Here is a 24,454-nt window from a genome sequence, read left to right as displayed (position 1 = left end):
CTCTGCCGCCGTCCCCCCGCAGCCCTGCCGACCGCACTCCCGCGGAGTCACCGAGGAGGTGAGGCCCCTGACCCCACTCAGGTAAGCACCCCTGCGACACCATCCCGCCCGGATGGCAAGAACGCGGCCGGCCGAGTCCTCCCCCTCGTCGCCGGCCGCGTTCCCATGCCCGGATCAGCGCGCCTGCGAGAACCTCGCGCGGGCCGCGTCGATCGCCTCGTCGTCGGCGAACGCGCCGAACGCCTCCTCGTGGTAGCGCTCGGGGATCGCCTGCCTGACCCGCTCCGGGTAGCCGATGCCCGGCTCGGGCACCCGGATCTGCGCGTGCTCGCCGAGGCGTACGGCGAGCGGGCCGGAGACGCGTACGGACATCGCCCAGTCCTCGCCCGCGCCGGTGATCGCGCACAGGTGCCGGGCGTACACCCAGTGCACCTCGGCCACCGTGGCCGCGTCCGCCGGCTCGACCCCGAAGGGGTCCACCGCGCACACGACCCGGCCCGCGTCCTCGCCGAACTCGTGGCCGTGGTCGTGGTGCTCGGCCGGCGAGGACTGCTCCAAGATCGCTGTCACCCGGGCGGCGAGCGATTCGCGCAGCTCGGCGGGCAGCCCCTGCTGCCGCAGGCCCACGAAGAGCGCCGCCCCGGCGACGGAGGCCGCGACCACGACGGTGACCGCCACGAGGCGTCCCCGCCGGGCCGTCGGCCTCCTCAGTTCGTCAAGCATGCCGGTGACCTACGAACTGGTACAGGTCAGAGCCGGCACGGGGCTGGGCGCGGTGCCCGTGGCGTTGAAGCCGAACGTGGTGGAGGCGTTCGGCGCCAGTCGCCCGTTGTGCGTCACGTTCTTGGCCACCACCGAGGGTGGTTGCCCGGTCAGCTCGGCGTTCCAGGGTGCGCCCGCGAAGCCCTGGCCGCCGGTGTAGTTCCAGCTGACGGTCCAGCCGTTGAGCGTGCCCGTCCCGGTGTTGCGCACGGTCACCTCGCCCTGGAAGTGGCCGGGCCAGTTGTTGTCGATCGCGCGGAAGGTGGCGGAGCAGTCGCCCGTCGGGGTCGGGGTATCGGTCGGGTCGGGGTCGGGGTCGGGGGTGCTGCCGTCCGGGCCCATGCCGGTGACCTCGCCGTTGCCGCCGTCGAAGACCACGTCGGAGCAGCTGTAGAAGTTCTCGTTGCTGTCGGAGCGGATCCAGTGGATGTAGATCATGTGCCGGCCGCTCTTGCCGGACGGGAGCTGGACGTTCCAGTGGTAGTAGTTGAGCCCGCCGACGCCGCCGCTCTGGGGCGGGTTGGCGGCGCTGCCGAAGGACTCCAGGTCGGACCACTTCAGCGGCGCGTTGGGGTTCCAGCCGTTCTTGGTGATGTAGTAGACGAACGAGCCGGGGTGGGCGGCCCAGTTGCTGTGCCGGATCTGGATGTTGGCGCCCGAGGTCAGGTGGGTCAGCGGCCAGTCGGAGCGGACGGCGTTGTAGGCGGTGAAGTCGTACGGGCCGCCGGTGCCGCCGCTGCAGAGCTGGCCGTCGGGGATGAAGCCGCTGGTCCGGCCCGCGCCGTCGGAGCGCAGCACGGCGAACCAGTTGTACAGCGGGGTGGCGCCGCTCTGGGCGACGGCCGCCGCGCAGGCGGGGTTGTAGGGGTCGATCTGCCCGTTGTCCCGCAGGCCGTCCTGCCAGCACAGGAAGGTGCGGCTACCGGGGAACATCGTGACGCCGTGAGCTTGTGCCGAAGGGACCACCAGGGCCGTGACGATCATGGCTAACGCCGCGGCGGCTGCCAGTACCGCCGTTCGGATGACTCTCATGAGGAAGATTCCTTTGCTCGCCTGACTGTGCTCGCATGACTGTGGAACCCCCCACGACCCCGCCCGCCCGGCAGCACTCGCGTGGCCGCATTACAGCACGCCACGACTGTCTCGACAACGTCGCGTGAAACTTTCACGCCGCCGTTATGGGAGCGCTCCCATTCGGGGGCGAGCGCCGATGGATCAGGGCTGGCGGCGGGCTGCGGTGATCTCGTTGAGACGGATCTCCAGCTCGACGCGGCAGTCCGGGTGAAGCCTGCCCTCGCGTTCCCGGTCGGCCAGCTTGCGGCGCAGGTCGGCCAGCCCGGACTCCTCCTTGCCCGGCGTCACCAGGGAGCCGCGCAGCACCTGCTTGATGTCGAGGGCGACGTCGCCTTCCGTGGCCCTGCAGACGCCGGAGTCCTCCAGCGTCGCGTGGAAGCCGTCGACGGCCTGCCGGATGGTGTGGACCTCGACCTGCGCGTGCTCGGTGATGCGGTGGGAGGCGGTGGCCGAGGCCGAGGAGGTGGGCGCCGTCACCACGGGACCGGGATCGCCCGGCGGATACTCGAACCAGGCCAGGAAGGACAGGGCGAGCGCGCCCACCCCCGCCCCGGCCATCGCCAGGCCGCGCCGTACCCGCTTGCCCAGCCTGAGCGCGGCGGTCAGCGCGTCCGCGACCTCGGCCGCCGAGGGCCGGCGCTCGGGTTCGTGGGCGAGGCAGCGCTGGCAGAGCGTGGCCACCGAGTGCGGCACCCCGGCCGGGCGCGGCGGAGGAGAGGTGCGGCGGGCCGCCTCAAGCTGCTCCCAGGTGGTCTCCGGGTACGGCGTCCGGCCGGTGATCATGGTGAACAGCAGCACGCCGAGCGCGTAGACGTCGACGGCCGGGTGGGTGGCCGCGCCGTCGAGCCGCTCCGGGGCGACGTAGGGAGGGGTGCCGCAGTCGTCGTCGGGGGCGCCCGCCCAGGCCGCGATCCCGAAGTCGAGCAGCTTCGGCCCGTCCGGGGTGAGCAGCACGTTCTCGGCGGTCACGTCCCGGTGGACCAGGCCGCGGGTGTGCCCGGCGGCCAGGACCCGGGCCATCCGCACGCCGATGCTCGCGGCCTCGGGCCACGGCAGCGGCCCCACGGCGATGCGCTCGGCCAGCGGCGTCCCGTTGAGCAGGGGCATCACGACGAAGGCCGCGACGGCGCCGTTGCGGGTCACGGCCTCGCCGTAGTCGTAGATCTCGATGGCATCCGGGTGGATGAACCGGGCGGCGGCGCGCGCCTCGGTGCGCGCGCGGGCGCGGTCGCCGAGCCCCGTCTGCAGCGACGAGGTCACCACCTTCACCGCCACTGTGCGCTGCAACGACTGGTCGAACGCCCGCCAGATCACCGACATGCCGCCGGTGGCCAGCGGCTCCAGCAGCAGATATCTGCGGGCCAGGAGGTCCCCGGGTTCATGCCGAGTCACGGATGATCAGTTCCGTCGGGAGGATGGGGTCGATGCCGGTCGTACCGGACAGGAGCAGCCGGGTGGCGATCGTGGCGACCTCCTCGACGGGCTGCCGAACCGTGGTCAGTGCTGGATTGGTGTGCCTGGCGACGGGGGCGTCGTCGAAGCCGATCACCGCGACGTCGGTGGGCACCCTGCGCCCGGCCCGCCGCAGGGCCTGGATCGCGCCCGCCGCCATCAGGTCGGAGGCGGCGAAGATCGCGTCGAGTCCGGGCGCGTGGCGCAGCAGCCACTGCGTGGCGTGGGTGCCGGAGGCGGCGGTGAAGTCCCCGTACGCGACGGGCACGTCGGCCATGCCGGCCTCCTGCAGCGTACGGACCAGACCGTCGAGCCGGTCGCGGGCGGCGGGCAGCGAGGGCGGGCCGCCGATGGCGGCGACGGCCCGGCGGCCGGTCAGCATCAGGTGCTCGGCCGCCTGCCGGCCGCCGTCGTAGTTGTCCACGTCGGTGAAGGGGAGCTTGAGGTCGTGCGGGGGCCGGCCGATGTTGCGCACGGAGATGCCGGAGGTGCACAGCTTGATGGCCAGGGGATGCCGCTCCCTGGCGCCGACCAGCAGCACCGCGCCGGACAGCGCGGGAAGGACGGAGGAGGTCGGGCTGACGGTCGTCACCATGAGGTGGGTGCCCTGCTCGGCGACGACGGCGCCGGTGGCAGACAGCAGTCGGGCGTAGTACGGTTCGGAGAATAATCGCGGCAACTGGTCGCAGACGACCACGGTGACTCCGGTCGCCGTGCCGCTGGAGACAGAGCCTCTGGGTGCCCGTTGACGCACATAGCCCATCCGCGAGACCGCCTCGTAGACCTGGCGCCGGGTCGACGTGCTGACCCGCACCGAGCCGGTGAGAACTCGGGAGGCGGTCGCCGGAGAAACCCCGGCGGCCGCGGCGACCTGTGCAAGTGTGGGCTGCTCGGACATGCGTCAGCACCTCGCGCCAAAGATCCCTGGGAGCGCTCCCACGTTATCAATGTTTCCGCGTCGTTAACAGGCCCACTGCACGCGTAGTTAGCCCCCAGTAAGAGGATCCCCGGCCATGACCCGGCCGGGGATCCTGCGCGCGCCTACCGGCCGGCCGGCGGTTCGGCGAGCGTGAAGTCGTCGTCCCCCACGTCGGGCAGGTCGTCGTCAGGCTCCACCCGGTCGTCGCGCCGCGGCTGCACGGGCGCGCAGCTCTGACCGCAGCCGCCGAAGCGGGCCGAGTCGATCGGCGGGAACGGCGTCGCCGGGACCCCCTTCAGGGCCGCGATCATGGTGTCCTTGAAGACGGGGCCCGGCACGCTGGAGCCGAAGACCGACCCGTAGTAGCGGCCGCCGATGGTGACGTTGTTCAGCTTGTACTTCTGCGAGCCGCGCGGGTCGCCGATGCTGACCGCACCCGCCAGATCGGGGGTGAACCCGGCGAACCAGGCGGTGGCCTGAGCGTCGGAGGTGCCGGTCTTGCCCGCCACCGGACGGCCGATGCCGCCGACGCCACGCATCGTGCCCTTGGTGAAGACACCGGTCAGCACGTTGGCGGCGGCGTCGGCCACCTCCTTGTCCATCACCTGCTTGCACTTCGGGTCGTACTTCTTGACCTTGCCGTAGCGGTCGGTGATCTGGGTGACGACCATGGGCTCGCAGTACTTGCCACGGGCCGCGATGGCCGCGTAGGCGTTGGCGACGGTCACCGGGTCCATCTCGTTCGTGCCCAGCGTGAACGTGGAGAACTCCAGCAGCGGCAGGCCGTCCGCGCGCTTGATGCCCAGCGACTTGGCGGTCTTGATGGTGTCGCAGAGGCCGACCTTCTCCTCCAGCTTCATGAAGAAGGTGTTGACCGAGCCCCAGGTGCCCGTCTGCAGCGTCTTGAAGCCGCCCGACCCCTCGTCGTTGGTGACGGTGTGGGACGGGTCGCCGATGCTGTCGCCCTTGCAGTTCTTGAACGTCGAGTAGAACGGGGCGCGGTAACCGGCCCCCACCGAGAAGCCGTCGTTGACCTTCATGCCCTCCTTGAGGGCGGTCAGCAGGGTGAACGTCTTGAACGTCGAACCCGGCTGGAAGCCGACGCCGCCGCCGTGCGCCGAGTCGGCCACGACGTTGTAGGACATCTCGTTCTTACGCTTGTTGGTGCCGTACTTGCGGCTGGCGGCCATCGCCTTGATCTGCCCGGTGCCGGGCTCCACCAGGGCCTCGGAGGCCACGGGGTAGTCGGAGGCGAAGACGTGCTTCTTGATCGCGGCCTCGGCGGCCCGCTGCATCTTGGGGTCGAGCGTGGTCTTGATCTTCAGGCCGCCGCGGTTGAGGAGCTGGGCCCGCTGCTTCTTCGTCTTGGCGAAGACCGGGTTGCTGAGCACCTCCGCGCGCACGTACATGCAGTAGTACGGATAGCGGCTGGCCTCGCACCCACCGGGCAGGGCGGTGCCCTTGTAGCCCAGCTTCTCCTTCTTGGCGTCCTCGGCCTCCTGCGGCGTGATCTTCTTGAGCTCGGCCATCCGGTTGAGCACCACGTTGCGCCGCTCCAGCAGCCGCCTGCGCTGGTCCTTGCCGAGGTTGGGGTCGGTCCTGTTGGGGTCCTGCACCGCTCCGGCCAGGGTGGCGGCCTGCGCCAGGCTGAGCTCCGAGGCCTTCACGCCGAAGAACCGCTTGGCCGCGGCCTCCACGCCGTTGGCCCCCGCACCGAAGTAGGCGATGTTGAGGTACTTCTCAAGGATCTCGTCCTTGGTGTACTTCTTCTCGATCGCCATCGCGAAGCGCAGCTCGTTGAGCTTGCGGGCGTAGCTGGTCTCCAGGGCCTTGGCCTTCTCCTCCTCGGTGTCCGCGGCGTTGTACAGCACCTGCTTGACGTACTGCTGCGTGATGCTGGAGCCGCCCTGGGCGACGCCGCCCGCCGACAGGTTCTTGGCCAGGGCGCGGATGGTGCCTTCGATGTCGATGGCGCCGTGCTGGTAGAAGCGGAAGTCCTCGATCGAGATGATGGCCGTCTTCATCACCTCGGCCACCTCGGCCAGCTTGATGACCTCGCGGTACTCCTCGTAGAACTGGGCGATCTGGTTGCCCTTGGCGTCCATGATCTCGGTCTTCTCCGCCAGCGGGGGCTCTACCAGGTCCTCGGGCTTGAGGTTGAGATCTTCTGACGCGGTGATGAACATCGCGCCGGCGCCGCCGATGGCCGGCAGCGCGATGGCTGCTGTCAGCACGCCCGCAGCGGTGGCCGCTCCCGCCAGCCGAAGGATGCTCGAGCCACGGCTCATATGATAGAACCTCCCTTTCGCCGTTGGAACCGTTTCAAACCCTATAGGCACGGCGATTCAGGTGACTCCTTAAAGGGGCGAATGCCGCAGTGGCGGACGTCACCCGGCGAACCAGGTGCAAGATGTGCCCCCTGAACCCTGCGCGGGGAGCGCTGAAGGCCTGCGGTACCGGCCAGGCGCGCTGATGCCGACCTTGGTGCCATGATGGACAGCGGGTTCGGGGGAAGCCGATGAATCTGGATTTTTCATGATTTTTGGGCGGGCGGCCGAACAGGCGCGCATCGACGGGCTCATGGCGGCGGCCACGGCCGGGCGCGGCGGGGCGCTGCTGCTCCGGGGCGAGGCGGGGATCGGCAAGACGAGGCTGCTCGACCACGCCGCCGAGGCCGCCGACGGCATGCGGGTGCTGCGCGGCGTGGGCATCGAGTCGGAGGCCGAGCTGCCCTTCGCCGCCCTGCACCTGTTGCTCCACCCGTACACCGACCGCGTCGAGGCGCTGGCCGGGCCGCAGGCGGCGGCGCTGCGGACGGCGTTCGGGCTGGAGGAGACGCCGGTACGCGACCGCTTCCTGACCGGCACGGCCACTCTGTCGATGCTCTCCGAGCTCAGCGGCGACGGGCCGCTGGTCTGCCTGCTCGACGACGCCCAGTGGTTCGACCAGGCGTCCTCCGACGCGCTGCTGTTCGCCGCCAGGAGGCTGCACGCCGAGCCGCTGGTGATGATCTTCGCCGTCCGCGACGGTGGCGCCTATCCCGCCCCTGGCATCGACGAGCTGCACCTGACCGCCCTGGACGGGCGGAGCACCGCCGGGCTGCTCGCCGAGCACGCCGGCGACCTGCCCGCTCTGGTACGCGAGCGGATCGCGGCCGAGTCGGGCGGCAACCCGCTCGCGGTGATCGAGCTGGCCACGACGCTCGCCGCGCTCCAGGGCAACGGCCGGCCCGCGCCTCCGCTGCCCATCGGCCCGCTGCCCGCGGCGGGACGCGTACAGGACGCCTTCCAAGCCCAGATCGGCGGCCTGCCCGCCGCCACCCAGCTCCTCCTGCTGCTCGCCGCGGCGGACGGCGCCGCCGGCCTGCCCGTCGTCCTTCGCGCGGGCGCGCTGCTCGGCGCCTCGGCCGCCGACCTGGAGCCCGCCGAGCGCGCCAGGCTCGTCACCCTCTCCGGCGAGCACGTGACCTTCCGGCACCCCCTGATCAGAGCCGCCGCCTACCAGGCTGCCCCCCACACCCGCCGAACCGAGGCCCACCGAGCCCTGGCCACCGTACTCACCCCGCAGACACTCACCCCGCAGACGCCGGCCCCCGCGCCGGGCGCCGGCGGGGCGAGGCTTTCGGGGGTGGATGCGCCGCGTTCCGGCGGCGTGGGCGCTTCCGCGCAGGATGCCGATCGGCGGGCGTGGCATCTGTCCGCTGCCGCGACGGGCCCGGACGAGGGGGTCGCGGCGGAGCTGGAGCTGGCTGCCCGCCGGGCCGAGCATCGGGGTGGGTCGATGGCCGTCACCGTCGCGCTCGAACGCGCCGCCCAGCTGAGCGTCGATTCCGCCGCCAAGGCGCGGCGGCTGATAGGGGCGGCGCGGGCGGCCTACGACGCGGGGCTCGCGGACCGGGCCACCGAGCTCGCGGCCGGCGCCGCAGACCTGGGAGGAGCCCTCTCGGTGGCCGCCGAGGCCATGTGGATCAAGGCGCAGGTGGCCTACGAACGCACCTCGCCGGTCGCGGCCGCCGCCCTCGCCCTGGCAGGCGCCGAGCTCATCGCCGCCGACGAGCCGGACCAGGCCGTGCCGATCCTCACCGAAGCGGTCTGGTGCGCGCGGGACGCCGGAGCCCACGACCTGGTGCGGAGGTGCGCCGGAGTGCTGGCGAAGCTGGAGCCCGCCCCGGCCGTGCGCCCGGTCGTCCAGGGTCTCATCGGGTACGGCCACCTGTGCGACGGCGCGACGGCGGCGGCGATCGGGCCCATGCGGGAGCTGGTGGCGGCCGCGCGGCACGGTGCCGTCGACGGCTTCGTGGAGCGGCTCATCGCCGGGTTCATGGGCATGCTGGTGGCCGACGACGAGGCCGCGACAGAGGTGCTGGAGGCCCTCGTCGCCGACCTCCGCGAGCAGGGCGCGGCGGGCTGGCTGCCGTACGGCCTGGAGCCGCTGGCCATCGCGCTGCTGCTGCGGGGCCGGTTCGGGAGTGCCGAGGCGGCTGTGGAGGAGGCGGGCGGCCTGGCCCGCGACATCGGCCAGCCGACCCAGGTCCTGGCGCTCGACTCGATCGCGGCCTGGCTGGCGGCGGTGCGCGGGGACGAACCGCGCTGCCGGTCCGTCGCGGAGGGCGTACTGGAGCATGCCGATCTGCACCCCACCAACGCCGCGCTGGCGGCGTGGGGGCTCGGTCTGCTGGACCTCGCCGCGGGCCGGCCTGAGGAGGCGGCGTCCCGCCTCGACGGCGTGTGCGGCGGCCCGGCCGGACATGACGTCCTCATCAAGGCCGTGCCGGACCACGTCGAGGCTGCGGTGCGGGCCGGGCTGACCGGTGCCGCCGTACGCCACCTGGCCGCGCTCGTCCGCTGGGCACGGCACACCGACCGGCCGGGCGCGGCGGCGCTGTCCCACCGCTGCCACGCCCTCCTCGCCGACGACCAGACCGCCGAGCACCATTACCGGACCGCACTCCACCTGCACGACCAGCCGCCCGAGGGGCGATACGACGGTCCAGCCCCCGGCCTGTCAGTGGGTGCGTACGGGGAGGTCTCGGGGGTCTTGCACCAAAGACCCCCGGAGGGGGCGTACGGCGCGGTCTCTGCGGGGGTGTGTGGGGAAGGGGGCGGGGGGTCGTACGACCGGGCGCGTACGGCGCTGGTCTACGGGGAGTGGCTTCGGCGTAATCGTCGTCGATCGGATGCCAGGCGGTGGCTGGCCGAGGCGCTGGACGGGTTCGAGCGGCTCGGGGCGCCGGTGTGGGCGGCGCGGGCCAGGACCGAGCTCGCGGCGGTGGGGGACCGCCGGGCGGAGCCGTCGCCCGCGGTGCATCCGCTCGCGCGGCTGACCGCCCAGGAACTGCAGGTGGTACGGCTGGCCGCCGGTGGCCTGAGCAACCGGGAGATCGCGGTCCGGCTCTTCCTGAGCCCGCGCACGGTGGGGCACCACCTCTACAAGGCCTATCCCAAGCTGGGCGTGACCAAGCGGACAGAGCTCACCAGACTGCTCGGCTAGGCAGGCGGGCCGAGCTCGCCACGCCGCACGGCCTGGCAGGCGGGCCGAGCTCGCCAGGTCGGAGGCTAAGTAGGGCTACTTAGCCTCCGGCCTGCGCGGGAAGCGGTGGAACACCAGTAGCCCGACCGATGCGCCCGTACCGGCCCGGATCGTAGCGTCGTGGACATGCGCAAAGTCATCGCCTCCACCTACGTGACCTTGGACGGGTACATCGACAATCCCCACCTGTGGTCGCTGGAGTACGGCAGCGAGGAGACCGCCGGCTACGCCAAGGACCTGCTCTTCGGCGCCGACGCCCTGCTGCTGGGTCGCGTCACCTACGAGGGGTTCGCGCAGGCGTGGCCGTCGATGACCGACGGGGCGGGGTTCGCCGACCGGATGAACGGCATGCCGAAGTACGTCGTCTCCGCCACCCTGGCGAGCGCGAGCTGGAACAACTCGACCATCATCCGGGAGAACGTCGCCGACGCGGTGGCCGAGCTCAAGCGGCAGCCCGGCGGCGACATCCTCACCTACGGCTGCGGCCGGCTCACCGACACCCTGCGCGCACACGGACTGCTCGACGAGTACCGCCTCTGGTTCCATCCTGTCCTCCGCGGTGAGGGACAGCGCCTGTTCGGCGAGGGCACCAGGGCCACCTTGGAACTGCTCGACACGACGACGTTCGCCACCGGTGTCGTCGTCCACACCTACCGGCCGGCGTGAAAGGGGTCATCATGTCCACAAAAATCATGATCAATCTGCCTGTGAAGGATCTTGCCGCCAGCAAGAAGTTCTTCACCGAGCTGGGGTTCGCCTTCAACGACGCGTTCGCCGACGAGAACATGGAGGCCGTCGTCATCACCGACGACATCCTCGTCATGCTGCTGGTCGAGCCCTACTTCATCACCTTCACCCACAAGCAGGTCGCCGACACCTCCACCGCCAGCGAGGCCATCCTCGCGCTGGCCGTCGAAAGCCGCGAGCGGGTCGACGAGCTCGCGGACAAAGCGCTCGCCGCCGGCGGCGTGGCCGTGGGGGAGCCCCGCGACCTGGGCTTCCTCTACCTGCGCAGCTTCACCGACCTCGACGGTCACCAGTGGGAAGTCAGCCACATCGACATGACCGCCGCCATGGAGGCGTCGTGAGCGGCAACCCGGACGTCGACGCGTTCATCGCGAGCAGGCTCCTGCCGGAGCAGCAGGAGATCGCGGGGGTGCTGCGCGAGCTGGTGGCCGAGCAGGCGCCGGAGCTCCAGGAGGTCATCAGCAGCGGCTCGCCCGCGTGGAAGGGCCGTACGGTCGTGGCGATCATCAGCCACAGCAAGACCCACCTCACCTTCGCCTTCTCCCGTGGCGCCGACTTCGAGGACCCGCACGGGCTGCTGGAGGGCGTCGGCAAGAAGACCAGGCACGTCAAGATCAAGAAGGTCGCGGCCATCGACCGTGACGCCCTGCGCGACTACGTCGCCCAGGCCGTGCGGCTGGACGGATGACGCGGGTTTTCGGGAACCCTGGGAACTTGATGATCGTTTCAGGTACGGTCGCGAGCCGTACCTGAACGGAGAGTAATCAGTGGTATTCAAGAGAATGCTGGGCGCCTTCGGCGTCGGAGCCCCCTCGGTGGACACCGTCCTCACCACGCCGCGCGTGCGGCCGGGTGGCACGCTGGCGGGGCAGGTGCGGCTGAAGGGCGGAGAGTTCGACGCCGACATCGAGCATGTGACGCTGGGGCTGGTCGCCCGCGCCGAGGTGGAGCACGCGGAGGGCGAGCAGAGTGGAGTGGCCGAGCTCTACCGCACGCGGGTCTCGGGCCCGTTCAAGCTCGCCAAGGGCGAGGACAAGGTCATCCCGTTCGAGACCGCCGTGTCGTGGGAGACGCCGATCAGCGAGGTGCAGGGTCAGCCGCTGACCGGGATGGCGCTGGGTGTCCGCACCGAGCTGGCCATCGCCAAGGCCGTCGACAAGGGCGACCTGGACCCGATCTCGGTCGAGCCGCTGCCCTCGCAGGAGCGGGTGCTGGAGGCGTTCCTGGCGCTCGGCTTCACCTTCAAGTCGGCCGACCTGGAGGCGGGCCAGATCTACGGCGTCCACCAGGATCTGGCCTTCTACCAGGAGATCGAGTTCTACGGCCCGCCCGGACGGATCAAGGAGGCGGAGCTGACCTTCGTCACCGACGCCGACGGGATGGACATCGTCATCGAGGCGGACAAGCGGTCCGGCTACGGATCGAGTGACGCGATCGGCCGGTTCCGGGTCCGGCACGAGGAGGCGCTGCGGAGGGACTGGGTCGCCGAGCTCGGCGACTGGCTGCGCAACCTGGAGCAGCTCGGTCACCACAGCGGCCACCACGGCGGTCACCACCATCACGAGGAGCACCACCACGGCGGCGGCATGGGCGGCATGGTCGCGGCCGGAGCGCTGGGCGTGGCCGGCGGGCTGGTCGCCGCCGAGATCGTCGAGGAGGTGTTCGAAGGCGACGACGAGGGCGGGGACGGCGACTGGTAGCCGCCGTCCGTTTCGTCAGGAGTTGACCCGTTCGCCGTGCAGCAGCTCGGCGAACAGGTCCTCCCACATGGGCATCACGACGTCCGGCCCGTAGGCGCGGGCGGCCGCGGCGGCCGCGGCGCCCATCTCCAGCCGCCGCCCTCGGTCGGAGACGACCTCCTTGAGCGCGGCGGCGAGCGCGTCGGTGTCCCGCGGCGGCACCAGGATCCCGTCGACGCCGTCGGTCAGCACGTCACGAGGCCCGGTGGGGCAGTCGAAGGCCACGATGGGCAGCGCGTGCGTCATCGCCTCGATCATCACCATCGGCAGCCCCTCGAACCGGGAGCTGAGCACGTAGACGGAGGAGGCGGCCAGCTCCTCGTCGAGGCGGTCGGTGCGGCCCATCAGCGCGATGTGGTCCCTCATGCCCAGCTCGTCGATCTTCGCGGCCAGCTGGGCCTGCCTGGGGCCGGTGCCGAAGATGCGCAGCCGCCACTGCGGATGCTCCGCCACCACCTGGGCGAAGGCCGGGATGAGCAGGTCGAACCCCTTCTGGGGCACGAGCCGCCCGGCGGCGACCACGACCGGGTTGTCCTGCCTGGAGTGGGCCTGGTCGACCTTGTGCACCGCGTTGGGAATCGGCACGATCTTGGACGTGGGCAGCAGCTCCTGGTATTCGAGCTGGTTCGTCCTGGTCAGCACGGCCACCGCGTCGAACCGGCCGTAGTAGCGGCCGATCTCCCGGCGGATGGTCTCCGGGTAGGCGTTCAGGTTCATGTGCTCCTGCGCGACCCGGATGACGCCCTTGCCGGCGCGGCGGGCGGCGATCAGGTTGAGCGCGGGCCGGGTGGTGACCAGGATGCCGTCGTTCAGCCCGGCGACGTAGTCCATGACCGCCTTCTCCACCCGTTCGGTGAAGTATTCGGCGGCGAATTCGCCCCGCGGCACCATCTTGCCCCGCACCCGCCGCCAGGCCTTGCGCGGCAGCGAGTCGGGCTGCCTGCCCTCGCGCTGGTCCACCAGCGCGCTGAGGCGGACCTTCGGGTGGAGGGCGAACTGCGGCTTGCCACGCCGCCGCACCACGCTGACGATCTCCACGTCGTGCCCGGCCCTGGCCATCGCGTTGGCCTGGTTGATCACCGTGCGGATGGTGCCGCCCATGCCGTAGGCGTGCAGCATCAGGTAGCGGATCTTCACGGCAGATACCCCCAGCTCCGGCTGATGGGCTTCAGCGACTCGGGGATCGACTCCGGGTCGGGAAGCTCACGGCCGGGCTGTACGGTGCCTGAGCGGATCTTGTCCCGCCAGTCGCCGAGTCCCTTCTGGATGACCGTCTGCTCGCCGTACGAGAGCATCTGGGACTCCCAGTCCAGGCCGAGGAACTCGCAGATCTCGCGGGTCACCTTCTCCGGCTCGGCGCTGAGGTCTTCGTACCGCACGGTCAGGCCGGGCAGCGCCGACTTGGCGCGCTGTACGGCCTTCATGTAGCGCAGCGCGTCGAGCGCGGCCTCATCCGGGGTGCGTTTGTCGGGGCTCGCCTCGTGCCAGGACGTCGCGATGGAGGCCGGGTGGCGCAGCAGGAAGATGAAGCGCGCGTCGGGCCAGCAGGTGGAGATGCGCTCGTAGGCGAACGCGTTCGCGGGCGTCTTGTCCACGATGAACTGCTTGCCGCTGCGGTGCAGCTCCCGGTGCAGCACCCGGTCCCAGAGGAGATGCTCAAGGTCGGCCTGGTTGTGACCGAGTGCCTCCATTGCCTTCTGTGCCAGGCTCGTGCCGAAGTCCACCCTCAGCCGCCGCACGTGAAGCTCGTGCGGGGCGTGCAATGCCGAATGGGCGTTGAGTATCGCGCGTAGCAGGGTGGAGCCGGACCGCACCGGCGAGATGATGAAGACGGGTGCGGTCAGCAACCGGTCGGCCTGCGGGTCCGCGGGCGGCCGCACCTCGACTTCGCTCGGCTTGGTCAGGGTCGGCGCGGGCGCCTTGACTATCCCCTGGTTCCCTACACGGTTAATCTGGATTCCGGTGAACCTGACGAGCGCTTTATTGATCTTACGCTGCCAGCTCATGCCGAGCGAGACTACCCAGCCTTCCTGGTAGTTGCCTGGCAATCTGGTGGCAGTACGGTCATGTATCCGATCCGGCTTGGAGCAGGCACGGGAGGTGTCAGGGAATGTGGCTTTCAGGCCGGATATCCTCCGTGGTGCGTCACGAACTACCTGAGGAGCGGATCAGCGGTGGCTGAGAGAAGCAATGACCCGGTCGTCGTGATCGGCCTCGGCCGGTTCGGCAGCTCGCTGGCCCTGGAGCTCACCCGGCGTGGCACCGAGGTGCTGGCCATCGACAACCGGCCCAAGATCGTGCAGGGCCTCGCGGGGAACATCACACACCTCGCCACCGCCGACGCCACCGACCTCGACGCGCTGCAGCAGCTCGGCGTGGCCGACTTCTACCGGGCCGTGGTGGCGATCGGCGACCTCGAAGCCAGCATCCTGACCGCGTCGCTGCTGGTGGAGCTGGAGATCGACGACATCTGGGCCAAGGCCGTCAGCCAGCAGCACCGGCGCATCCTGAGCCGGGTCGGCGTCCACCACGTGGTGCTGCCTGAGCACGACATGGGCGAGCGCGTCGCCCACCTGGTGAGCGGCCGGCTGCTGGACTACATGGAGGTCGACGAGAACTTCGCGCTCATCAAGACCCGGCCGCCGAAGGAGTACGTCGGCCTCCCGCTGGGGGAGTCGGGGCTGCGGCGCAAGTACGGCGTCACGGTGGTGGCGGTGAAGAAGGAGGACGAGGCGTTCACGTACGCCACGGCCGACACCGAGTTGTCCTACGGCGACATCATCATCGTCTCGGGCCGTACCGACCAGGTGGAGCGCTTCGCCGACCTCGGCTGAGCCGTCGCCATCCGCCGGTCGTGTGGCGTTCGCGGCGTCGTAACCCGCTCGATCTAGGGTTTCCCCCCGGCAGCGCACCCCCGCGACGGGAGAACCCCATGGCAGACCGCCATCCCACGTCAGTACCGTACCGGGCGGGCACGGAGGGCTATCACACCTTCCGCATCCCGGCCGTCGTGGTGACGCAGGCGGGCACGGTGCTGGCCTTCGCCGAAGGACGGCATGGCTCGGCCGGCGACTCCGGCCACATCGACCTGGTGCTGAAGCGCTCGACCGACGGCGGCGCCACCTGGGGCGAGCTGCGGGTGGTCGCCGAGGAACGACGCCAGGGCACCGCGGGCAACCCCGCGCCGGTCGTGACCGCCGACGGCAGGATCGTCCTGGTCTCGGTCCAGCAGGGCCCCTCGGCCACCGAGAAGAAGATCAGGCTCGGCGAGGTGGCCGAGGCCGACGGCCGCAGGGTGTACGTCCAGCACAGCGACGACGACGGGGTCACCTGGTCGGCGCCGCGCGAGATCACCGAGTCCGTGAAGCGGCCGACGTGGCGCTGGTACGCCACCACCCCGGGACACGCCCTGCAGCTGCGCCACGGCCCCCACGCGGGCCGGATCGTGGTCCCCGCCAACCACTCCCTGCCGCCGGCCAAGGGCGACGACGGCACCGAGGGCATGTACAACGGCGGCCACGCGCTGCTCAGCGACGACGGCGGCGAGACCTGGCGCATCGGCTACGTCGACGACAACCCCGACGGGTACGTCAACGTCAACGAGACCACGGCCGCCGAGCTGCCCGACGGCCGCCTCTACCTCAACACCCGCACCGACTCCACCGCCCCCGGCACCCGGGCCGACGCCTACTCCTCCGACGGCGGGCAGACCCTGGAGCTGCCCTTCCGCCCCCAGGCCGGACTGGTCTGCCCGGTGGTCGAAGGCAGCCTCCTGCACTGGGAGCCCGCCGGGCCGCTGCTGTTCTCGGCCCCCGCCGCGCCGGACGCCCGCGCCCTGCTGACGATCCGGGCCAGCGACGACGAGGGCGTCACCTGGCGTCCGGCGCACACGGTCTCCGGCCTGCCCGCCGCCTACTCCGACCTGACCGCGCTGGACGCCGGGACGATCGGGCTGTTGTACGAGACCGGCGACTTCGGGCCGTACGCCACGATCGCCTTCCGCCGGATCGCGGCGGCGGAGCTCACCTGATCAGTCGTTGTGGTCGGGGTCGTACTTCGTGGGCTCGGCCGGCAAGGTGTAGCGCTGCTCGATGAGCTCCGCCACCCGGCGCAGGCTGTCGTCCGGCTCGTCCCGCTCCACCGCCGCCACCTCCTCGGCCAGCTCGTCGTCCCCGAGCTTGTCGCGGATCCAGGAGGAGTAGTCGCCCTGCCTGAGGTGGTGCGTCCAGGTGTCGTCGTCCACCCCCTCGGCGAGCTCCACGAAGGTGTGCAGGTTGCGCGCACGCAGGCTCAGTCGCTCCTCGGGGCCGGTGAAGTAGAAGCTCTTGCCCTTCGACATGGTGCCGGCCGCGTACTTGCGGCGGTGTCTGGTGCGCTGCTGGCGGGCGGGCGCGATCCGCACCCGCCGGGCGGCGTCCGAGCCTGTCCGCCAAAGAACGATCCCGTCGCCGCCGCCCTCGATGCCCGGAGCCGTACGGCCCAGCGCGCCGGCGAAGGCCGACAGCGTGACGTCCGGCTCCGGCCCGACCGCGATCACGTTGTCCACCAGGGTGAGCGCGGCGGGGCTCAGCGCCTCGGGATGCACGGTGATCATCAGCGTCGAGCCGACCTCCCCCACGTCCTTGATCGGCACCTCCTGCAGCTCGGCCGGCATCAGGTGGTGCGCCTCGTCCACCACGACCCAGTGCGGATGCCCCAGCCGGGCGCGCAGCGAGGTCAGCCGGGGCAGCAACTCGGTGAAGAACGCCGGTCGGTCCCGCAGCGGCAGCCCGATCATGTTCACCACCGCGCTGCGGTCCGGCGACTCCAGCAGCCGCAGCACCTCCTCCACGCTGGGCGGCCGGTCCGGCTCGCCGAGCACGGCCACGTCGGGGAACTCGGCGTAGTCGCCCTCCGGATCGATCACCACGCACTGGTAGTCGTCCTCGATGAGCCGCTCGATCAGCGCCGTGGTGACCGTGGACTTGCCGCTGCCCGACGGCCCCGCCACCACCAGTCCGGTCCCGTACGGCGGGAGCCGCACCTCCTCCTCCCCGCTCCCGTTCCGGTGACCGACGAGCACATGGTGACGCGGCACCTCCACCTCGTCGAGCTCACCTGACAGCAGCAGCGCGGCGAGCCGGCCGACCCCCTCGCCCGCGTCGTGGTCCAGCGGCAGGTCGCACTGCCGGAGCAGGGCCGGCACCGCGTTGGCGACGGCGGCCCCGCACTCGGCGGCGGCGAGGAAGGCGTGATCGTTCTCCGCGTCGCCGACCGCCACCACGTTGTGGCGTGACATCTGCAGCCGGACGAGCGCGGCGGCCAGCCCGGAGGCCTTGTTCACGCCCGGCGGCAGCACCATCACGGCGCCCTTGTTGCGGATCACCTGAAGCTCCAGCCCCAGCTCACGGATCGCCTCGTGCACCTGGACGTCGTACGGCTCGCGGGTGGCCACGACGACGGCGCCGACGCCGAGCGGGGTCACTCCCTGCGCCCGCAGCCGCTCGACGAACTCGGCCGGCGGGGCGTCGGCGAGCGGGTCCCTGGTGCGCTGCCCGGGGTCGTAGAGCAGCCCGCCGTTCTCGGCCACGACCAGGTCGAACAGGTCGGCGTGCGGGAAGACCGTCAGCAGGTCGTCGAGCTCCCGCCCGGTGACGAGCAGCAGCTTCCTGCCCGAGCGGGAGACGCGTTCGAGGGTCTTGACGGTGTGCTCGTCGACCTTGCCCAGGGTGGCCAGAGTGTCGTCGTAGTCACAGGCGAGCACGTGATATCGCATGGTCGGCACTTACCCGTGGAGGGTGTCGGAAACGTCCCGGTCACGTTGCCGCAGCCCCAGCCAGAGGGCGACAAGCACGTACGGCGCGGCCAGCACGGCGAAGGCGACGCCGTGCCCCGTCATCGACGAGACGGTGCCGTACCCGGCGAAGACGAGCAGCGTGACCACGTTGGTGCCGAGGCCGGCCACCGAGGTCACCGTGGCGCGGCTCGGGCCGGTGATGCTGTCCTGCAGCCGGGCGTCGGCCACCACGCCGGACATCTGGAACAGCCCGAACGCCACCGCGATCGGCACGATCCCGGCCGGATGCCCGCTCAGCGCGCCGCCGGCCATGGCGAGCGCCGCCACCGCCAGAGCCACGGCCAGCCCGCGCTCCGACAGCCGCCGCGCGGCTCCCGCCAGCAGCCCGCCGCCGGTGGCGCCGATCCACACGATGAGGACCAGCACCGGAATCCCGGTGGCGGCCACCCCCGCCTCCGTGCCGAGGAAGGGGACGTACTCCTCCAGAGCGCCCCAGATCGCCATCACGGTGGCGACCAGGAGCACGGCCCGCAGCACCCGCCGATCCCCGCGGGCCTCGGCCAGCCCCGCCTTCATGCTCGCCCAGTAACCGAGATCCTCCTCGTCCTTGCCACTCGCTGTGGCGCGGTGCTCGCGGAAGGCCAGGCCCGTGGCCGAGCAGAGCAGACAGGCCAGGACGCTGGCCGCGCCGACCGCGAGATAGCCGCCGGCGGCGAAGACCGGGATGGCCAGGGCGATGGCCAGCGCGTCCGCGAGCAGCCCGACCGACGAGGCCCGGCCCATCACCTGCGCGTACCGCCCGGCCTGGCCGTGCCGCTGGAGCTCCTCGTACACGAGAGCCTCCATGGCGCCCGAGCTGAGCGCGTCACGCGCGCCCCACAGCACGAAGCCGACCGCGAAGGCCCAGTAGGACGGGAAGATCACCCACAGCGCGAAGCCGGTCGCGGCCAGCAGCGGGCCCAGGCAGAGCAGCAGCCGCCTGGAGACGGCGTCCGCCCACGCGCCGGAGGGCACCTCCAGCACCATGCCGGCGACCGACCAGATGACGAACAGCGAGGTGATCTCGGCGACGGACAGCCCGGTGTCGGTGAACAGCAGCGCGTACACCGGGTAGAGCAGGACGAACTCGTCAAGGAACGTGTAGACGTACAGCGTGCCGACCAGCCGGTCCGCGGGCGCGCTGAAGGCACGGGTGAGCGAGAACATGGGTGAGGCCTTCCGGGGGGACGATCAGGGACTCCGAGTGCCTGTCGCCTCGGTGGCCCGCGCGCCCCGCGTCGGCCTCTGGTCGTGCATCAATGTCGCCAGGTCATGCCTGCGATACTAACCGCGCCACGGCTCCGGCGCCTGTGCTTAAATCGGCAGGCGCAACTCGGCGAAGACCCCTCGGTGGTCGGTGCGCGGCACGTCCAGCACCTCGACCGCCCGCACCCTGGCCCGCGCGTCGGCCAGGACGTGGTCGATGGTGATGAACGGCGGCAGCACCCGCGTGTTCGGCCAGGTCGGGGTCAGGCCCCGGCCCACCTCATGGGCGGCGTCGCGATAGCCCTTGTCCAGCAGGTCGCGCATCGCCTCGTGGTCCAGGCTGGCGTTGAAGTCGCCGGCCAGCACCCGGATCGGGCCGGTCGACGGCGGCGGCAGGGCGGCCAGTGAAGCGTTCCACTCGCCGACCATCCTGCCCAGCGGCGGGTTGGGGTGGACGGCGACCACCTCCACCTTGGCCCCGGACGGCAACGACAGCGCCGCCGCGGGCATGTTGTGCCCGATGGGCGTGAAGAGGCCGGGCAGCGCCGTGAGCGGGTGCCTGCCGTACAGGCCGCTGCCGGCGGCGTCGTGCTCGGCCTGCAGCACCCGGTGCGGCATCAGCTCGGCCAGCCCGGCCGCGTCCAGCGCCGCGACCTGCCAGTGGGTGAGCTCCAGCGCGCTGAACACGTCCGGCTGGAGCCGCCGCACCAGGTCGACCACCGTCCGCGCGTCCGCCCGCCCGAACAGGTTGATCGTCAGCACCTTGAACGGCGTGCCGCCCGCGGCCGGCGCGCTCACCGCGAACGCCCTGGGCAGCACGGTGGCCGCCAGTGTGACGCAGGCCACCAGGGCGACGATCGCGGCCCGGCGGTTGCGCCGGACCAGCGCGACGGCGGCGATCAACGCCAGCACCGCGCCGTACGGGGTGAGCGTCATCAACTGGGTGAGGAACGATCCACCCTCGGCCCCGGCGACCCGGACGACCGCCCAGACCGCCAGGAAGGCGACGACCAGCCAGGACAGCCAGCGCCTGCGGCGCCGTGGTGCGGGTTTCGCGCCGTCCTCCTCCTGACCAACCTCGACCGTGATGCTCACTCGTGCCGCCGTTCGGTTCGATCCTGACCTTGCTCATCGGATGCTCCTTGGAGCCTAAGCGGCAGCCCGGGTGAACGACGCCACACGAGTCCCCACAGCTCCCGTCACCGGCCTGTAAGGTTTCCGCCCGGCGCACCTGCCTAGGCTGGCCGCGTGATCAAACCTGGCATCGCCGCGCTGGCCGTGTCGTTGTCCGTGTCGTTGGCCGTGGCCGCTTGCGGCACCGCCGCGCCGAGCGCCGAGCCTGACAGCGCAGCACCCCCCAGCACCTCCACCCCCGCCCCCGCCCGCACCCCCACTGAGGCGGCCCCCCAGCCGTCGGCGAGTTCACCGGCCGCTTCCCCCACGCCCGAGTCGTTGAAGTTCAGCGCGAAGACCCTGGACGGGCGTGCCTTCGACGGAGGCACGCTGGCCGGCCGGCCGGTCGTCTTCTGGTTCTGGGCGCCGTGGTGCTCCAAGTGCCGTTCGGACGCCCCCGCCGTCAAGGCGGCCGTCGGCGAGCATCCGGACGTGCGGTTCGTCGGTGTCGCCGGGCTCGACACGGAGGCCGCGATGAAGGAGTTCGTGCGGAGCACGGGCACCGGCGGTCTCGTCCACCTGTCGGACAGAAAGGGTGCGGTCTGGACGAAGCTGGGCGTCACTCAGCAATCGGTGTTCGTCTTCATGAAAGCGGACGGCGCCACGGAGAAGGTCACCGGCCCTCTCGGCGCCGACGGCCTCGCAACGCGGATCGCGAAGATCCAGGCGGGTTGATCGTGGGCGCGGACCTGCCGATCGTGCTGGCCCTCACCGCGGGGACGTTGGCGGCGTTCAACCCCTGCGGGTTCGCCATGTTGCCCGCCTACCTCGCCATGCTGGTCGCCGGCCCGCCTGAAGACCGGCCTGAAGACCCGCCTGAAGACCAGTCCGACGGCCCGTCTGACGGGCCGCCCGCGACCGTGTGGTGGCGGGGGCCGGTGGGCCGGGCCGTGCTGCTGTCGGCCTCGATGACGGCCGGCTTCGTCACCGTGTTCGGCCTGTTCGGGCTGGTCGTCACCCCGCTCGCGGTGTCGATCGGGAGCTACCTGCCGTGGGTCACGATCGTGATCGGCCTCGCCCTGACCGGGCTGGGCGGCTGGCTGCTGGCCAACCGGACGCTGCTGGTGCGGGTGCCCAAGCTCGCCACCGGCCGCCCGGCGATGTCGGTGCCCGCCCTGTACGGGTACGGCCTGACGTACGCGGTGGCCTCGCTGTCGTGCACGATCGGCCCGTTCCTGGCCGTGATCTCGGCCTCCCTGTCAGGCTCGGGGCTGCTCGGCGGGCTGGCGGTCTTCGTCGCGTACGCGCTCGGCATGGGCCTGGTGGTGACGGTGCTGTCGCTCGCCGTGGCGCTGGCGCGACAGACGGCCGTGGCCAGACTGCGGCGGGTGCTGCCGTACGTCTCCCGGCTCAGCGGGGCGCTGCTCGTGGCCGCTGGCCTGTACGTCGCCTACTACGGCTGGTACGAGCTGCGGGTCTTCGGCGGCGGTGACACCGATGATCCACTGGTGTCGGCGGTGACCACGGCGCAGGGCGTCGTCTCCGGCTGGCTGGAGGCGCTCGGTCCCGGCGGGATCACGCTCGTGCTCGCCGTACTGCTGGCCGTACTGCTGCTGACCGGGCGGCGCGCCCGAGCGGGCCGCGCGCGCGATTGACACCGCGAAAGGACCCCAGCGGGTGGGTAGGGGTGCTCGGGTGAGAGTGGTGGCGCTGTCGGACACGCATGCTCCCCGGTATTGGAAGTCCTGCCCGCCTCGGGTGGCCGAGCGGCTCAGGGGCGCCGACGTCATCCTGCACGCCGGTGACGTGTGCGTGGCGTCCGTGCTCGGCGAGCTGGCCGAGTATGCGCCGGTCCACGTGGTCAAGGGCAACAACGACGGGCCGGACGTGGTGGCGCCCGAGACCCTGGAGCTGACCCTGGACGGCCTGCGGGTGGCGATGATCCACGACAGCGGCCAGGCCAAGGGCAGGCCGGCCCGGATGCGCCGCCGCTTTCCCGAGGCGGATCTGGTGGTGTTCGGGCATTCGCACATCCCGCTGGACGAGTCCGGCGACGGGCTGCGCATCTTCAATCCGGGCTCGCCGACCGACCGCCGCCGTCAGCCGCACGGCACGGTGGGCGTGCTGACCATCGAGCGCGGGGTGCTCGTGGAGGCCAGGATCGTCCCGGTGACCTGAGGGATTCGGGGCCGACTGCACGGGTATGTCACGTACGGTAACCATTCATACACTGCGTGGCAGGCGGAAATGGACCATGTACGGCAGATCGCGCAGGCCGTGCTGTACGAGCGCCATCTGCCGTGGCCGCCCGACCGGCACCCATGGGCGCCCGGCGGCCTCCACCCCCCGGCCGGCGGCGACGCACACACCGGCGATCCGTGGCAGATGCAGACCCAGTGCCTGGTCGAGGCGGGTCCGGCCGACACCGTCGACGTGCACGTACGCTTCCTGCACGTCATCACCCGCGAGGTGGCCCGCGCACGCGGCGGCGAGCTGGAGCCCGTGGCGGAGCTGACCGTCGACGGCACCCGTCACCTCGCGGGCCAGGAGGCGAGGGAGCGCGAGGAGGCGGTGTCGGGGCTGGAGCTCGGCCGCCTGGCCCGCGCGCCGAGGGTGATGGAGATCGACGTCCCGGCGGACCAGGAGGCCATGTGGCTGATCGACGCCGGCGGCCCGGCCGGGGCGGTGCTGCGCGGCTGGGAGGAGCTGCGCGGCCGGGTCGAGGTCCGTGCCGAGCCGCTGCGTGCCAGGCTCTTCCGCCTCACCGTCCGGGTGGCGAACACCACCGCGTGCCGGGGAGCGGCGCGGGCGGAGGTGTGGAAGCACACGTTCGTCTCGGCGCACAGCGTGGTCCACACCCGTGGCGGGCGGTTCGTCTCGCTCCTCGACCCGCCCGAGAAGCTGCGCCCGCTGGCGGAGGGCTGCCGCAACGTCGGCACCTGGCCGGTGCTGGTCGGGCGGGAGGGCGAGCGGCACACCATGCTGTCGGCGCCGATCGTCCTGCACGATCACCTGGACGTCTCACCCCCGCAGCCCGTCTGATCGTCACCTGGGCGCCCGCTCCGCCGCGATGATCAGCACCACCCCCAGGGCCGCCAGCGCCAGGTTCGCGAAGAGCTCGTAGCCGGTCAGGAAGGCCACTCTCGGGATGATCACCCGGTTGAAGAAGTTCAGCACGATCCCCATGAAGGGCTGCACGAACACGTGGTCGATGGCCCCGCTGAAGCCCTGGAGGGCCAGGATCAGACCCGCGAACTGGATGGCTTTGCGCATGACCGAAACGCTAGGCGGGCGGGGCCCGGATCCGGATCGGACCTGCGTAGGCGGTCGGGTGACGAAAGTATGCGTCAGGACTCGTGACAAAAGGTATGCGTCAGGCCTCGATCTCTTCGCGCCGGTGCGACGTGTGCGGGTAGTGCAGGTCGAAGGCGGGCCGTTCGGACCGGATCGTCGGCATGTAGGAGAAGTTGTGCCGGGGTGGCGGGCAGGAGGTGGCCCATTCGAGTGAGTTGCCGAATCCCCACGGGTCGTCCATCGTCACCTTGGGCGCCTTCCTGGCCGTCTTCCAGACGTTGTAGAGGAACGGCAGCGTCGAGGCGCCGAGCAGGAACGCTCCCGCCGAGGAGATCTGGTTCAGCGTGGTGAAGCCGTCGACGACGCTGTAGTCGGCGTAGCGGCGGGGGAAGCCCAGCATGCCGAGCCAGTGCTGCACCAGGAAGGTGGTGTGGAAGCCGATGAACAGGGTCCAGAAGTGGACCTTGCCGAGCCGGTCGTCGAGCATCTTGCCGGTCATCTTCGGCCACCAGAAGTAGAAGCCGGCGAACATCGCGAACACGACCGTGCCGAAGACCACGTAGTGGAAGTGCGCCACCACGAAGTAGGAGTCGGTGACGTGGAAGTCCAGCGGCGGCGAGCCCAGGATCACCCCCGTCAGCCCGCCCAGCAGGAACGTGACGAGAAACCCGATCGCGAACAGCATCGGCGACTCGAAGCTGAGATGCCCGCGCCACATCGTGCCGACCCAGTTGAAGAACTTCACCCCGGTCGGCACCGCGATGAGGAAGGTCATGAACGAGAAGAACGGCAGCAGCACCTGGC

The 24,454-nt window shown here is 71.2% G+C and carries 23 protein-coding genes; 11 read left to right on the top strand and 12 right to left on the bottom strand.

Features of this window, described 5'->3' with window-relative positions; translation table 11 throughout:
• Nucleotides 1-174: 174 nt before the first annotated feature.
• The 5 genes from ACTMTF_RS38715 to ACTMTF_RS38695 form a co-directional block, all read right to left on the bottom strand.
• Nucleotides 175-723, bottom strand: coding sequence for a hypothetical protein (locus ACTMTF_RS38715; RefSeq protein WP_397007780.1), 549 nt, complete (start codon nt 721-723; stop codon nt 175-177).
• 9 nt (nt 724-732) lie between these two features.
• Nucleotides 733-1,794, bottom strand: a complete 1,062-nt coding sequence (locus ACTMTF_RS38710; RefSeq protein ID WP_441115110.1) for a lytic polysaccharide monooxygenase auxiliary activity family 9 protein — start codon at nt 1,792-1,794, stop codon at nt 733-735.
• A gap of 183 nt (nt 1,795-1,977) precedes the next feature.
• Nucleotides 1,978-3,228, bottom strand: coding sequence for a serine/threonine-protein kinase (locus tag ACTMTF_RS38705; protein WP_441115109.1), 1,251 nt, complete (start codon nt 3,226-3,228; stop codon nt 1,978-1,980).
• Nucleotides 3,215-4,186 (bottom strand): LacI family DNA-binding transcriptional regulator, encoded by a 972-nt coding sequence (locus ACTMTF_RS38700; protein ID WP_441115108.1) that lies wholly within the window; start codon nt 4,184-4,186, stop codon nt 3,215-3,217. The genes ACTMTF_RS38705 and ACTMTF_RS38700 overlap by 14 nt, the downstream gene beginning before the upstream one ends.
• A 143-nt stretch (nt 4,187-4,329) precedes the next feature.
• Nucleotides 4,330-6,495: a transglycosylase domain-containing protein gene (locus ACTMTF_RS38695; RefSeq protein WP_441115107.1), complete on the bottom strand. Its 2,166-nt coding sequence runs from the start codon at nt 6,493-6,495 to the stop codon at nt 4,330-4,332.
• Nucleotides 6,496-6,742: 247 nt separating this feature from the next.
• Here ACTMTF_RS38695 and ACTMTF_RS38690 point away from each other — a divergent pair, with 247 nt between their 5' ends.
• From ACTMTF_RS38690 to ACTMTF_RS38670, 5 genes are all read left to right on the top strand, one after another.
• On the top strand, nt 6,743-9,697 hold the full coding sequence (locus ACTMTF_RS38690) for a helix-turn-helix transcriptional regulator (protein WP_441115106.1): 2,955 nt from the start codon (nt 6,743-6,745) through the stop codon (nt 9,695-9,697).
• Nucleotides 9,698-9,862: 165 nt separating this feature from the next.
• Nucleotides 9,863-10,402 (top strand): dihydrofolate reductase family protein, encoded by a 540-nt coding sequence (locus ACTMTF_RS38685; RefSeq protein ID WP_441115105.1) that lies wholly within the window; start codon nt 9,863-9,865, stop codon nt 10,400-10,402.
• A gap of 11 nt (nt 10,403-10,413) precedes the next feature.
• Nucleotides 10,414-10,824, top strand: a complete 411-nt coding sequence (locus ACTMTF_RS38680; protein ID WP_441115104.1) for a VOC family protein — start codon at nt 10,414-10,416, stop codon at nt 10,822-10,824.
• Nucleotides 10,821-11,171 (top strand): DUF1801 domain-containing protein, encoded by a 351-nt coding sequence (locus tag ACTMTF_RS38675; protein WP_441115103.1) that lies wholly within the window; start codon nt 10,821-10,823, stop codon nt 11,169-11,171. Before ACTMTF_RS38680 ends, ACTMTF_RS38675 begins: the two co-directional genes overlap by 4 nt.
• A gap of 79 nt (nt 11,172-11,250) precedes the next feature.
• Nucleotides 11,251-12,183 (top strand): sporulation protein, encoded by a 933-nt coding sequence (locus ACTMTF_RS38670; protein WP_441115102.1) that lies wholly within the window; start codon nt 11,251-11,253, stop codon nt 12,181-12,183.
• A 15-nt stretch (nt 12,184-12,198) separates the two neighbouring features.
• Here the strand turns inward: ACTMTF_RS38670 and ACTMTF_RS38665 are convergent, their stop codons facing one another.
• Both ACTMTF_RS38665 and ACTMTF_RS38660 read right to left on the bottom strand, forming a co-directional pair.
• Nucleotides 12,199-13,359, bottom strand: coding sequence for a glycosyltransferase family 4 protein (locus ACTMTF_RS38665; RefSeq protein WP_441115101.1), 1,161 nt, complete (start codon nt 13,357-13,359; stop codon nt 12,199-12,201).
• On the bottom strand, nt 13,356-14,228 hold the full coding sequence (locus ACTMTF_RS38660; RefSeq protein ID WP_441115100.1) for a sulfotransferase family protein: 873 nt from the start codon (nt 14,226-14,228) through the stop codon (nt 13,356-13,358). Before ACTMTF_RS38660 ends, ACTMTF_RS38665 begins: the two co-directional genes overlap by 4 nt.
• A 168-nt stretch (nt 14,229-14,396) precedes the next feature.
• Here ACTMTF_RS38660 and ACTMTF_RS38655 point away from each other — a divergent pair, with 168 nt between their 5' ends.
• On the top strand, nt 14,397-15,056 hold the full coding sequence (locus ACTMTF_RS38655) for a potassium channel family protein (RefSeq protein ID WP_397007756.1): 660 nt from the start codon (nt 14,397-14,399) through the stop codon (nt 15,054-15,056).
• Nucleotides 15,057-15,154: 98 nt separating this feature from the next.
• Complete coding sequence (locus tag ACTMTF_RS38650) at nt 15,155-16,252, top strand: sialidase family protein (RefSeq protein ID WP_441115099.1); 1,098 nt, start codon at nt 15,155-15,157, stop codon at nt 16,250-16,252.
• Here ACTMTF_RS38650 and ACTMTF_RS38645 read toward each other — a convergent pair whose 3' ends face one another.
• From ACTMTF_RS38645 to ACTMTF_RS38635, 3 genes are all read right to left on the bottom strand, one after another.
• Nucleotides 16,253-17,977 carry an HAD-IIB family hydrolase gene (locus ACTMTF_RS38645; RefSeq protein WP_441115098.1) on the bottom strand — a complete coding sequence of 575 codons (1,725 nt, stop codon included), beginning with the start codon at nt 17,975-17,977 and terminating at the stop codon, nt 16,253-16,255.
• A 9-nt stretch (nt 17,978-17,986) separates the two neighbouring features.
• Entirely contained in the window at nt 17,987-19,204 is a 1,218-nt protein-coding gene (locus tag ACTMTF_RS38640) for an MFS transporter (RefSeq protein ID WP_441115097.1), read from the bottom strand.
• Nucleotides 19,205-19,351: 147 nt separating this feature from the next.
• The gene (locus ACTMTF_RS38635; RefSeq protein WP_441115096.1) at nt 19,352-20,338 is read right to left on the bottom strand and encodes an endonuclease/exonuclease/phosphatase family protein; all 987 of its coding nucleotides are present in this window, start codon (nt 20,336-20,338) and stop codon (nt 19,352-19,354) included.
• A gap of 153 nt (nt 20,339-20,491) precedes the next feature.
• On the opposite strand from ACTMTF_RS38635, the gene ACTMTF_RS38630 reads away from it, so the two are divergent.
• The 4 genes from ACTMTF_RS38630 (at nt 20,492) to ACTMTF_RS38615 (ending at nt 23,398) form a co-directional block, all read left to right on the top strand.
• Nucleotides 20,492-21,091, top strand: a complete 600-nt coding sequence (locus ACTMTF_RS38630) for a redoxin domain-containing protein (protein ID WP_441115095.1) — start codon at nt 20,492-20,494, stop codon at nt 21,089-21,091.
• A 2-nt stretch (nt 21,092-21,093) separates the two neighbouring features.
• Nucleotides 21,094-22,011, top strand: a complete 918-nt coding sequence (locus tag ACTMTF_RS38625; protein WP_441115094.1) for a cytochrome c biogenesis CcdA family protein — start codon at nt 21,094-21,096, stop codon at nt 22,009-22,011.
• Between the two features lie 40 nt (nt 22,012-22,051).
• On the top strand, nt 22,052-22,534 hold the full coding sequence (locus ACTMTF_RS38620; RefSeq protein WP_397007744.1) for a metallophosphoesterase family protein: 483 nt from the start codon (nt 22,052-22,054) through the stop codon (nt 22,532-22,534).
• A 69-nt stretch (nt 22,535-22,603) separates the two neighbouring features.
• On the top strand, nt 22,604-23,398 hold the full coding sequence (locus tag ACTMTF_RS38615; RefSeq protein ID WP_441115093.1) for a hypothetical protein: 795 nt from the start codon (nt 22,604-22,606) through the stop codon (nt 23,396-23,398).
• A gap of 3 nt (nt 23,399-23,401) precedes the next feature.
• On the opposite strand, the gene ACTMTF_RS38610 is transcribed toward ACTMTF_RS38615, so the two are convergent.
• Nucleotides 23,402-23,629 (bottom strand): hypothetical protein, encoded by a 228-nt coding sequence (locus tag ACTMTF_RS38610; protein WP_397007740.1) that lies wholly within the window; start codon nt 23,627-23,629, stop codon nt 23,402-23,404.
• 100 nt (nt 23,630-23,729) lie between these two features.
• Nucleotides 23,730-24,454, bottom strand: a 725-nt coding sequence (locus ACTMTF_RS38605) for a cytochrome c oxidase subunit I (RefSeq protein ID WP_441115092.1), incomplete at its 5' end; no start/stop codon positions are given.

The sequence above is a fragment of the Nonomuraea sp. ZG12 genome (genome assembly GCF_052068115.1).
Lineage (GTDB): Bacteria > Actinomycetota > Actinomycetes > Streptosporangiales > Streptosporangiaceae > Nonomuraea.
This window is presented reverse-complemented; position numbering and strand designations above follow the sequence as displayed.